At 61.3% G+C, this 11876-nt stretch carries 10 protein-coding genes; all 10 read right to left on the bottom strand.

All coding sequences use genetic code 11. The annotated features are described in order from the left end of the window. Positions 1-6: 6 nt before the first annotated feature. The 10 genes from carB to rpsL all read right to left on the bottom strand — a co-directional run bounded on the left by carB (position 7) and on the right by rpsL (position 11608). The gene (carB, locus tag BISU_RS01205) at positions 7-3384 is read right to left on the bottom strand and encodes a carbamoyl-phosphate synthase large subunit (RefSeq protein WP_024463704.1); all 3378 of its coding nucleotides are present in this window, start codon (positions 3382-3384) and stop codon (positions 7-9) included. After that, positions 3377-4600 carry a glutamine-hydrolyzing carbamoyl-phosphate synthase small subunit gene (carA, locus tag BISU_RS01200; RefSeq protein ID WP_024463703.1) on the bottom strand — a complete coding sequence of 408 codons (1224 nt, stop codon included), beginning with the start codon at positions 4598-4600 and terminating at the stop codon, positions 3377-3379. The genes carB and carA overlap by 8 nt, the downstream gene beginning before the upstream one ends. A 91-nt stretch (positions 4601-4691) precedes the next feature. Next, positions 4692-5399, bottom strand: coding sequence for a transcription antitermination factor NusB (gene nusB, locus BISU_RS11875; protein ID WP_024463702.1), 708 nt, complete (start codon positions 5397-5399; stop codon positions 4692-4694). 14 nt (positions 5400-5413) lie between these two features. Next, positions 5414-5977 (bottom strand): elongation factor P, encoded by a 564-nt coding sequence (gene efp, locus BISU_RS01190; protein WP_024463701.1) that lies wholly within the window; start codon positions 5975-5977, stop codon positions 5414-5416. Positions 5978-6059: 82 nt separating this feature from the next. Beyond that, positions 6060-6290: a hypothetical protein gene (locus tag BISU_RS01185; RefSeq protein WP_024463700.1), complete on the bottom strand. Its 231-nt coding sequence runs from the start codon at positions 6288-6290 to the stop codon at positions 6060-6062. A 50-nt stretch (positions 6291-6340) separates the two neighbouring features. Further along, a complete protein-coding gene (locus tag BISU_RS01180; protein ID WP_024463699.1) occupies positions 6341-7003 on the bottom strand; it encodes a DUF5701 family protein in 663 nt (220 codons plus the stop codon). 222 nt (positions 7004-7225) lie between these two features. After that, the gene (gene tuf, locus BISU_RS01175) at positions 7226-8425 is read right to left on the bottom strand and encodes an elongation factor Tu (RefSeq protein WP_024463698.1); all 1200 of its coding nucleotides are present in this window, start codon (positions 8423-8425) and stop codon (positions 7226-7228) included. 172 nt (positions 8426-8597) lie between these two features. Then, a complete protein-coding gene (gene fusA, locus BISU_RS01170) occupies positions 8598-10727 on the bottom strand; it encodes an elongation factor G (protein ID WP_024463697.1) in 2130 nt (709 codons plus the stop codon). A 33-nt stretch (positions 10728-10760) separates the two neighbouring features. Continuing rightward, complete coding sequence (rpsG, locus tag BISU_RS01165) at positions 10761-11231, bottom strand: 30S ribosomal protein S7 (RefSeq protein ID WP_024463696.1); 471 nt, start codon at positions 11229-11231, stop codon at positions 10761-10763. Between the two features lie 5 nt (positions 11232-11236). Next, entirely contained in the window at positions 11237-11608 is a 372-nt protein-coding gene (rpsL, locus tag BISU_RS01160; RefSeq protein ID WP_024463695.1) for a 30S ribosomal protein S12, read from the bottom strand. Between the last annotated feature and the right edge of the window lie 268 nt (positions 11609-11876).

Here is an 11876-nt window from a genome sequence, read left to right as displayed (position 1 = left end):
CAGATATCACTGCCTTTCCATGGCGAAGAGCTGACGGGCATGCTCCTGTATGCTCATGATCTGGTAATCGTTTTTCTTCACCGCTTCGATCGCCATAAGCACGGCCGAGAACTCGGTCATGGTCGTGAACTGCGGCAGATCTGCGGCAATAGCGGCCGCGCGAATCGAATAGCCGTCGGAACGCGAGCCGCGCGAGTTCGGGGTGTTGAGAATCATATCGATGGTGCCATCCTCGATGAGGTCCACGACATTCTTGCCCACGCTGCCGTCGGCGTGCTCGATCGGAACGGGAGCGTCAGCGGCCGTGTCCACGCGGGTCGAGATCTTGTCGACGATCTTCGACTCGATGCCGTAGCGGCGCAGCACCGAAGCGGTGCCTTCGGTGGCCCAAATGGTGAAGCCGAACTCGATCAGGCGCACGGCCATCAGCGGCAGCTGACGCTTGTCGGTATCGTTGACCGACAGGAACACGTTGCCTGAAGTCGGCAGGCCGCCTGCATAGGCTGCCAGCTGGCTCTTGGCGAAAGCATGCGGGAAGTCGCGATCGAAGCCCATGACCTCGCCGGTCGAACGCATCTCCGGCCCGAGCAGCACGTCGACGGTTTTGCCCACCGGAGTGCGGAAGCGCTTGAAGGGCAGTACGGATTCCTTGACGGCCACCTGCTGGCCGGGGCGAATGATGCCGCCGTCGCCTTTGGGCAGCAGCAGGCCGTTGGCGCGCTGCTGGGCGATGCTCTCCCCCACGACGATGCGTGCGGCGGCCTTGGCCAGCGCCACGCCGGTCGCCTTAGACGCGAAGGGCACAGTGCGCGAAGCGCGCGGATTGGCTTCGATCACGTACAGCGTGTTCGCCATGAAGGCGTATTGCACGTTGATGAGCCCGCGCACGCCGCAGCCTTGCGCGATGGCCAGCGTGGCCTCGCGCAGACGGCGCATCTGATCGTCGGACAGCGTGCTCGGCGGCAGCGTGCAGGCCGCATCGCCGGAATGCACGCCGGCCTCCTCGACATGCTCCATGATGCCGCCGATGTACAGCTCATCGCCGTCGTACAGCGCATCGACGTCGATTTCGATGGCGTCCTGCAGGAATTTGTCGATGAGCAGCGGCGACGGCAGCCGGCCCGACACCACGGTATCGGCCTTGGCCTCGTCGAGCGCACGGTCGACATACTTCTCAAGCTGCGTATCGTCGTACACGATTTCCATGCCGCGGCCGCCAAGCACGTAGCTGGGCCGCACCAGCACCGGGTAGCCGATCTCATGGGCGGCAGTCCGCGCCTCGTCCAAGCTCAGCGCAGTGCCGTAGCGCGGCGCGTTCAGGTGCTCGCGGCGCAGAACCTCACCGAAGAGCTCGCGGTTCTCCGCCAAGTCGATGCTTTCAGGCGAGGTGCCCAAGATCGGCACGCCAGCGGCCTTCAGGCGCGCGGCCAGCGAGAGCGGAGTCTGCCCGCCGAGCTGCACGATGACGCCCTTGACCGGGCCCATCTTCTTCTCGGCCGCGTAGATCTCCATCACGTCTTCGAAGGTCAGCGGCTCGAAGTACAGCCGGTCCGACATGTCGTAATCGGTCGAGACGGTCTCCGGATTGCAGTTGACCATGATGGTGTCGTAGTTCTTGCCCAGCTCCTGCACCGCATGCACGCAGGTGTAGTCGAACTCGATGCCCTGGCCGATGCGGTTCGGGCCGGAACCGAGGATGATCACGGCTTCGCGCGTGCGCTCGCGCAGCTCGCTTTCGTCGGCGTAGCAGGAGTAGTAGTACGGCGTGAGCGCGTCGAATTCGGCGGCGCAGGTGTCGACGGTCTTGTAGACCGGCCGCAGGCCGTAGTTCCAGCGCAGCTCGCGAATCGTGTTCTCGCCCTCGTCGCCGAGGTTTCTCAAATGCGCAATCTGCAGATCAGACAGACCTGCCAGCTTGGCCTTCTTGAGCAATCTGGCGTCAAGCGTCTCGGCCTCGCGCACCTCCATGGCGGTCTGGTTGATGAGCGCCAACTGCCTCACGAACCACGGATCGATCTTGGTCGCGTCGAAGATCTGCTGTTCGCTGGCCCCGCCCCACAAGGCGCGCTGCACCTGCAGATAGCGGTTCTCGGTCGGCGTGGACATCTGCTCAAGCAGTTTGCCGACCTCATCGGCGCCCGGGCGTTCGCCATCCCAGCTGAAACCAAGGTGGCGCTTATCGATCGAGCGCAGCGCCTTGCCTAGGGATTCCTGGAAGTTGCCGGCCAAGGCCATGGCTTCGCCGACCGATTTCATCGATGTAGTGAGCAGCGGATCGGCGCCCGGGAATTTCTCGAAGGCAAAGCGCGGCACCTTGGTGACTACATAGTCGATGGTTGGCTCGAAGCTGGCCGGAGTCGACTGGGTGATGTCGTTGCGGATCTCGTCAAGCGTGTAGCCCAGCGCCAACTTGGCGGCGATCTTGGCGATCGGGAAGCCGGTGGCCTTCGAAGCCAGCGCCGACGAGCGCGAGACGCGCGGGTTCATCTCGATGACGATGATGCGGCCGTTCTCCGGGTTCACGGCGAACTGGATGTTGCAGCCGCCGGTTTCCACGCCGACGCCGCGGATGATGGCGATGCCGATATCGCGCATGCGCTGGTATTCGCGGTCGGTCAGGGTGAATACGGGCGCGACGGTGATGGAGTCGCCGGTGTGCACGCCGACCGGATCCACGTTTTCGATCGGGCACACGACCACGACGTTGTCGTTCTTGTCGCGCATGAGCTCGAGTTCGTATTCTTTCCAGCCTTCGATGCCCTCTTCGACGAGGACCTCGTTGGTCGGCGAATAGTGGATGCCGGCTCCCGCGATGCGGTGCAGCTCCTCGATATCATGCGCGATGCCGGAGCCGAGGCCGCCCATCGTGAAGCTGGGGCGCACGACCACCGGGTAGCCGAGCTCGTCGACGATGCGATCCACCTCTTCGAGAGTGTGGGCGACATCCGAGCGGGCGGATTCGCCGCCGGCTTTGTCCACGACCTTCTTGAACTGCTCGCGGTCCTCGCCGCGGTTGATCGCCTCAAGCGAAGCGCCGATCAGCTCAACGTCGTACTTCTTGAGGACGCCGGCTTCGCCCAGGGCTATGGCCGCATTCAGCGCGGTCTGGCCGCCGAGGGTCGGCAGCAGCGCATCCGGGCGCTCCTTGGCGATGATGCGTTCGAGAATCGGCGTGGCGATCGGCTCGATGTAGGTGGCGTCCGCCATTTCGGGGTCGGTCATGATGGTCGCGGGGTTGGAGTTAACCAGAATGACCCTGATGCCCTCCTCGCGCAGGACGCGGCATGCCTGAGTTCCTGAGTAATCGAACTCGGCGGCCTGCCCGATGACGATCGGGCCGGAGCCGATGACCATGACGGATGAGATGTCGGTGCGCTTAGGCATTGAGGAGTTCACCTTTCTTGGCGGAGGCCATGAGGTCCACGAAACGGTCGAAGAGATAGGCGGCGTCATGCGGACCCGCCGCCGCCTCGGGATGGTATTGCACGGAGAACGCTGGGATGTCGAGGCACTGCAGGCCTTCGACCACGTCATCGTTGAGGTCGATATGCGAAACGAAGACCCGGCCGAATTCGCCGTTTCCGTAGGGCGATGGCACCGTTTCGCCGATTGGCGCGTCGACGGCAAAGCCGTGGTTCTGCGTGGTGATCTCGACCTTGCCGGTGGTCATGTCCTTGACCGGCCGGTTCGAGCCGCGATGCCCGAATTTGAGCTTGTAGGTGCCGAAGCCCAGCGCACGGCCAAACAGCTGGTTGCCGAAGCAGATGCCGAAGAAGGGGTATCCGGCTTTCAGAACCTTGCGCAGCAGTTCGACCACCGGGTCGGACTGTTCAGGGTCTCCCGGGCCATTGGAGAAGAAGACGCCATCGGGATGCAGTGCCTCGATCTGCTCGAAGGTGACGGTCGAAGGCACGACATGCACGCGGCAGCCGCGCTCGGCCAGACGGTGCGGGGTCATGCCCTTAATGCCCAGATCCACCGCGGCGACAGTGAAAAGCGGCTCCTTGCCTTCGAATTCCCCAGCAGGCTCGATGGTGTAGCGCTCTTCGGTACTGACCTCGTCATAGAGGCTCAGGCCTTTCATCTGCGGGGTCTGCCTGACCTGCGCAAGCAGCGAGTCGACGCTGCGCAACGTGCCGGTCGCCGAATCCTTGAGCGTATCGCCGGAGAAGATGCCGGCCCGCATCACACCTGCGGAGCGCAGATGACGCACCAGCTTCCTTGTATCAATGCGGCAGATGCCGACGATGTCCTGGGCGGCGAGATCGTCATCAAGACTGCTCGAAGCCCTCCAATTGCTCACATTGGGGCTTGGCTCGCGTACGACGTAGCCGGCGACCCAGATGCGCGAGGATTCAGGGTCTTCGCCGTTCACACCGGTGTCGCCGATGTGCGGGAAGGTCTGCACGACGATCTGCCGGTCGTAGCTGGGATCGGTGAGCGTCTCCTGATACCCGGTCATGCTGGTCGAGAAGACGATCTCAGCGCAGGTCGAGCCGACTGCGCCGTACGGATCGCCGACATATACTTGCCCATCTTCAAGCACGAGCACGGCATCGGATGGCGTAAAACTGCTGGCCACGGAATCGTTCTGGTTCACCAAAACCCCTTTTCCCTCGAATTCGTATCGGAACTCAAGATTAGTGGCCGGTTGGGACTCGCGGCCCGGCCATTCGCCGCTGTCGGTTGCCTTATTCTGTCGTGTTGCTCACACCGGGATCCATTTGAGAAGAAGGTATAGCATCCTGCGATTGCGCTGAGATTTCCTGTGCCGCGGTTTCTTGCTCCGAGGCTTCCCGATCGCTGCCCTGCTGAGGCTGGTCGCCGGAAACTACAGGCTGCAGGGCATTGGCATCAGGTACGCTGCCTTCGGACTGCGCTGGTTCATTCGCTGCATCTTCCGCATCCGACTCCGCCGCTTCGTCATTTTCGGACGACTCATCGCTCTCGGATGCATCGGCTGCCTCTGCCTTATCGTCCTCATTACGGACGGGATACTGTTCCTTGTCGGCACACAGCGCGCTGAGCAGTCCGTGGATGAAGGACAGGGAATCGTCATCGCTCAATGTTCGGGCCAAACTCAGCGCCTCGTCGATGGCCACCTTGTCGGGGACTTCGTCGTTGCGCAGAATCTCCCAAGCGGCGATACGAAGGATGTTGCGATCGACCACGGCCATGCGGCGTATCTTCCAGCCGGTGGAGTGCTCGTCAAGCGCCCGATCGATGGTCGCGCGGCTATCGGCCACCCCGCGCACGATCTCGATGGCGTAATCGGGCAGAGGAGTCTGCGCCCCGGGCTGCGCGATGCGCTCAGCAAGAAGGGACAGGAAATCCTGTCCCTTCTCATCAGCCTCGTACAGCGTGTTCAGCGCTCTCTTGCGAGCAGTGGAACGTGCCATGGACTCGTCCCGCCTTAGTTCTCGCGGCCCAGATAGGAGCCGTCGCGCGTATCGACTTTCACCTTCTCGCCTTCGCCCACGAACAGCGGCACCTGAATCTCGGCGCCGGTCTCCACCGTCGCCGGCTTCGTGCCCGCGTTCGAGCGATTGCCCTGCACGCCGGGTTCGGTGTGCGTGATGGTGAGGATAACCGATGCCGGCAGCTCGACGCTCAACGGCGTGCCGTCATGGAAGCTCACGATGCAGTCCGTGCCCTCGAGCATGTACTTGGCCTGATCGCCGACGAGCTCATGAGGAATATTGACCTGATCGTAGGTCGTCATATCCATGAACACGAAAGTGTCGCCGTCGTCATAGGAGTACTGCAGCGTGCGGTTGTCTACCGTCTCGAATTCCATTTTCATGCCGGCGTTGAAGGTCTTGTCGACGATCTTGCCCGAAAGCACGTTCTTGATGGTGGTGCGCACGAAGGCCGGGCCCTTGCCGGGCTTGACGTGCTGGAACTTGGTGACGGCCCACAGTTGTCCGTCCAGGTTCAGAACCGAACCGTTCTTGATGTCATTGGTTGTTTGTGCCACGTAAAGTCACCTATTTTCAATCTGATGGGCAGGGTCAAAATTTGCCTTCGCTATTATGCCACGGTGCCTATACACACAGCATTCACGCAGCGACGACCTCATCTTCGTAGCACATTGTGCAGTGATTATCGAAAGCATCGAAAGCATCGAAAGCCATGTCCGCGTGAAAACGTGCACCGTGACCATGCCTCCAGCGTGGCCCTGCCGATTCGGAACGCGAACGCTCCCGGCCGGCCGCGTTGACAACAATATCCATAACTGCCTGCCGCAGAATTTCCGCATGCGCAAAGCCGCTGCTGGAAGCGATGCTCATTGTGGCAACGGACCGAGTTTGTTGCCACAATGAGTTCGCGAGCTGCCCAACTAGAACTGGCGGCGGTCTGCGTGGGCGATGCCTAGCCAGGTATGGCGGTTGTTCCACCAACACCAGCCAAGTTTCGGAGCGTCCTCGTTCTCTTCTGCATCGCGCCCGGTTCCATTACTGATCCAGAGCGCGGGAGTCCGCGCGTCAAAGCCGCCGTTTGCCTTCTTTTTACGGGATGCGATGGTCATATAGCAATGGTTCCGCTCCAGCATTCCGGGTGCCTGGATTGCCAACATCAAGCCTTCGACAATCGACAGGGCAACTCGATTCGATGCGGTTACTTCAGCCAGTGCCTCAGACGGGGAAGCACTCTCGAACTCGTCTCCACGCTGCGGGTCAACGAGCAGATACCAATCGTTCTCAGTCATCTGAACAGCATGCTGATCCGAACCTTCGAACACCTCGTAATCAGCAGCGTCGGTAAAGTCCACGACGACAAATCCACGCTTCCCCCTGTACTGAATCAACTGCGTCAGCGCGGAGTAGTTCGACGGTTTCCCTGAGGGAACAATCAGCGCCTTGGTCGGATAGCGATCAAGCTGATTAGCAAAATCGCGCAGGGATTTCTCGCTAAGACCGAACTGGGTCGGGACCCCAAGCTCTGCGAGACGCTCGACCTGTGCGGCAATGCCAGGGACCCGTTTCTCGTCATTCGTGCTCATACCATCTCCCGTCTAACCTGTTTCTACGAATGGGTGAATTATACTCGACGGTTCAATGGCATCGACTCTTCACTCTCTGCTTAACTGGGCACGCATTCGGTTGAGCAATAATGCCTGTCGTTTAACCCCCAATGCAAGAATCCCCAAGAGCCTAAGCCCTTGGGGATTCCTTCGTTCGTTGCCTATGCAGGCAGCATCAACGCAGCTGCGTCAGCGGATTGCTCACTTGAGGATCTTGGTGACACGACCCGAGCCGACGGTGCGGCCGCCTTCGCGCACGGCGAAGGTCAGGCCTTCCTCCATGGCGATGGGCTGGATGAGCTCAACGGTGAAGGTGGCGTGGTCGCCGGGCTGGACCATCTCGACGCCTTCCGGCAGCGTGATGACGCCGGTGACGTCGGTGGTGCGGAAGTAGAACTGCGGACGGTAGTTGGAGAAGAACGGCGAGTGACGGCCGCCCTCATCCTTGGTCAGCACGTAGACTTCGCCCTCGAAATTGGTGTGCGGAGTCACGGACTTCGGAGCAGCCACGACCTGGCCGCGCTCGACCTGCTCGCGGTTGATGCCGCGCAGCAGCAGACCGGTGTTGTCGCCAGCCTGAGCCTCGTCCATCTGCTTGTGGAAGGTCTCGATGGAGGTGACGGTGGTGGTCTGGGTGTCGCGAATGCCGACGATCTCGACGTTGGTGTTGATCGGCAGCTTGCCGCGCTCGACACGACCGGTCACCACGGTGCCGCGGCCGGAGATGGTGAAGACATCTTCGATCGGCATCAGGAAGGGCTTGTCGAGGTCGTGGACAGGAGTCGGGATGTAGTCGTCGACGGCGTCCATGAGATCCTTGACGGACTGGACCCACTTCTCGTGATCCGGGGCGTCGTCGTGCAGCGCACCGTAAGCGGAGGTGTGGATCACCGGGCAGTCGCGGTCGAAGCCGTTCTCCTCAAGCAGATCGCGGACCTCTTCTTCGACGAGCTCGACGAGCTCTTCATCGTCGACCATATCGCACTTGTTCAGGGCGACGAGGATCTTCGGAACGCCAACCTGACGGGCGAGCAGCACGTGCTCGCGAGTCTGGGCCATCGGGCCGTCGGTGGCGGCGACCACGAGGATCGCGCCATCCATCTGAGCGGCGCCGGTGATCATGTTCTTCACGAAGTCGGCGTGGCCGGGGCAGTCGACGTGCGCATAGTGGCGCTTCTCGGTCTGGTACTCGATGTGGGCGATGTTGATGGTGATGCCGCGCTGCTGCTCTTCGGGAGCGGCGTCGATCTGGGCGAAATCATACTCCGGGTTGACATCGGGGTACTCTTCGTGCAGCACCTTGGAGATAGCCGCAGTCAGGGTCGTCTTGCCGTGGTCAACGTGGCCGATGGTGCCGATGTTGACGTGCGGCTTGGTGCGCTCGAACTTTTGCTTTGCCATTATGTTTTGTCCTCCTGGACGTCTCGTAGTTTGCCTGTGCCCTGAGCACCAGGCACCCGCTACATTTTACTGGGTTTCTGGGTCGCTTGCCATAAACGGTGCCCGAACCCAGTCAGCGCTACAAAATCATAGTGCCGACTGGGGACAGATGCACCGTCTGCAGCCTCGCGTGTCACTCGCCGCGCTGGGCCTTGATGATCTCGTCGGAGACCGCCTTGGGGACCTCCGCATACGAATCCATCTGCATGGTGAACATCGCGCGGCCCTGCGTCTTGGAACGCAGATCGCCGATGTAGCCGAACATCTCGCTCAGCGGCACCTTCGCGTCGATGACCTTGACGCCAGTGGCATCGTTCATCGACTGAATGGAGCCACGGCGGGAGTTCAGATCGCCCATGACCTCGCCCATGTACTCCTCGGGAGTACGGACCTCGACAGCCATAATCGGCTCGAGGATGACGGGCTTGGCCTTGGGGGCCGCGGTCTTGAACGCCATGGAGCCTGCGATCTTGAACGCCATCTCCGAGGAGTCGACGTCATGGATCTGGCCATCGGTAACGGTCGCCTTGACGCCTACCACGGGGAAGCCGGCGAGGATGCCGGATTCCATGGCTTCCTTCACGCCCGCATCGATCGAAGGAATGAATTCCTTGGTGATGTGGCCGCCGGTGACCTTGTTCTCGAACTCGTAGGTTTCGCCGGACTCGGTGTCCAGCGGCTCGAAGTTCATCAGGACCTTGGCGAACTGGCCGGAGCCGCCGGTCTGCTTCTTGTGGGTGTATTCCTGATTCATGACGGCCTTGCGGATCGTCTCGCGATAGGCGACCTGCGGCTTGCCGACGTTGCAGTCGACCTTGAACTCGCGGCGCATGCGGTCGACGATGATGTCGAGCTGCAGCTCGCCCATGCCGGAGATGAGGGTCTGGCTCGACTCTTCGTCGGTCTTGACCTGGAAGGTCGGATCCTCTTCAGCGAGCTTGGCCAGCGCCAGGCCCATCTTCTCCTGATCGGCCTTCGTCTTGGGCTCGACGGCCACTTCGATTACGGGATCGGGGAAGGTCATCGATTCGAGGGAGATCTGGTTCTTCTCATCGCACAGCGTATCGCCGGTAGTGACGTTCTTGAGTCCCACGAAGGTGTAGATGTTGCCAGCCTCGGCCGAATCGACCGGATTCTCCTTGTCGGCGTGCATCTGGAAGATCTTGCCGACGCGTTCCTTCTTGCCCTTGGTGGAGTCGTAGATGGAGTCGCCGGGCGTGACCCTGCCGGAGTAGACGCGCACGAACACGAGCTTGCCGTAGAACGGATGGGTCGAGATCTTGAAGACCAGCGCCGAGAAAGGATCCTCGATGACGGGCCTGCGGTCAATCTCGATGGACTCATCCTTCGGATCGAAGCCGACGATGGACGGCACGTCCTCGGGGCTCGGCAGATAGTCGACGACCGCGTCCAGCATCGGCTGCACGCCCTTGTCCTTGAATGCGGAGCCGCACAGCACCGGATACGCTTCGCGAGCGACGGTGAGCTTGCGGATGCCGGAGCGGATTTCGGCTTCGGACAGCTCGCCTTCCTCGAGATACTTCTCGAGCAGCTCTTCGTCGGATTCCGCGACCGCGTCGAGCAGCTCCGAGCGGTACTGCTCGGCCTTGGCCTGCAGATCGGCGGGGATGTCGGTGGTGTCGTAGTGTGCGCCCAGATCGCCGGAGACGTCGTTCCAGACGTACGCCTTCATGCGGATCAGATCGACGACGCCCATGAAGTCGTTCTCAGCGCCGATCGGCAGCTGGACGACGAGCGGGGTGGCGCCAAGTTTGGACTTGATGGTGTCTACGGAGTAGTAGAAGTCGGCGCCGAGCTTGTCCATCTTGTTGATGAAGCAGATGCGCGGCACGCCGTACTTATCGGCCTGACGCCACACGGTCTCGGACTGCGGCTCCACGCCTTCCTTGCCGTCGAAGACGGCGACGGCGCCATCGAGCACGCGCAGCGAACGCTCCACCTCGGCGGTGAAGTCGACGTGGCCGGGGGTGTCGATGATGTTGATCTGGTACTTCTGCTCGGGATCGTGCGACTGGCGATTCCAGAAGCAGGTGGTCGCGGCGGACTGGATGGTGATGCCGCGCTCCTGCTCCTGCGCCATGAAGTCCATGGTCGAAGCGCCGTCGTGGGTCTCGCCGATCTTGTAGTTCTTGCCCGTGTAGAACAGAATACGCTCGGTCGTCGTGGTCTTACCGGCATCGATATGAGCCATGATGCCGATGTTGCGGACCTCATTGAGGTCGTTGAGCACATCTAGTGCCATGTGTATTTCCTTACGCTTTCGCTCTTGGACGGATTACCAGCGGTAGTGGGCGAAGGCCTTGTTGGCTTCCGCCATCTTGTGGGTGTCCTCGCGACGCTTCACCGAAGCGCCCAGGCCATTGGAGGCGTCGAGGATCTCGTTGGCGAGACGCTCGGCCATGGTCTTCTCGCGACGCTTGCGGGAGAAATCAGTCAGCCAACGCAGCGACAAAGCGTTCGCGCGGACAGGCTTGACCTCGACGGGGACCTGGTAGGTCGCGCCGCCGACTCGGCGGGAGCGCACCTCAAGGCTCGGGCGGATGTTGTCCAGCGCACGCTTCAAGACGGCAACCGGCTCCTGGTCGGTCTTGTCCTTGACCTGTTCGAGGGCGGTGTAGACGATGTCCTCGGCGATGGCCTTCTTGCCGTCGAGCAGAATCTTGTTGATGAGCTGAGCCACCACGGTCGAACCGTAGATCGGATCGGGCAGCAGCTGATGCTTCTTAGCGGGTCCTTTACGTGACATATCTCTTACTTCGCCTTCTTTGCACCGTACAGGGAACGTCCCTGCTTGCGATCTTTCACACCCTGCGTATCAAGGGCGCCACGCACGATGTGGTAGCGCACACCCGGCAGATCCTTGACACGGCCGCCGCGCACGAGCACGATGGAGTGCTCCTGCAGGTTGTGGCCCTCGCCCGGGATGTAAGCGGTGACTTCGATGCCGGTGCTCAGGCGCACACGGGCGACCTTACGCAGAGCCGAGTTCGGCTTCTTCGGCGTGGTCGTATATACACGGGTGCACACGCCGCGGCGCAGCGGGCTCCCCTTCATTGCCAAAGTCTTCGACTTCTTCGGCTTTGCCTGGCGTCCTTTGCGGACGAGTTGTTCAATAGTAGGCAACTGATTCTCTCCGATTCAGATGATGTATTTCGTCTCTTGTGAAGCCGCCGCGCTGCAGCCCCATCTCGAGCGACTTCGAATCGCGAAAGATAGCCACAGTCCACCGGCCCGATGGCCCTTCATCCTTTCGCCGGCCGCATTGCTGCGCGCGATCAAACGGATGTCGGGATATCCCAATGCCCACGCCTATCACATAAGGCATGCCATTGGCACATACAAGCGTTTATCGTATCACAAGGAACAGCTGCACACAAATCCTCGTATCCGA

Origin of the sequence: Bifidobacterium subtile, from assembly GCF_000741775.1 — a bacterium.
Taxonomy (GTDB): domain Bacteria; phylum Actinomycetota; class Actinomycetes; order Actinomycetales; family Bifidobacteriaceae; genus Bifidobacterium; species Bifidobacterium subtile.
This window is presented reverse-complemented; position numbering and strand designations above follow the sequence as displayed.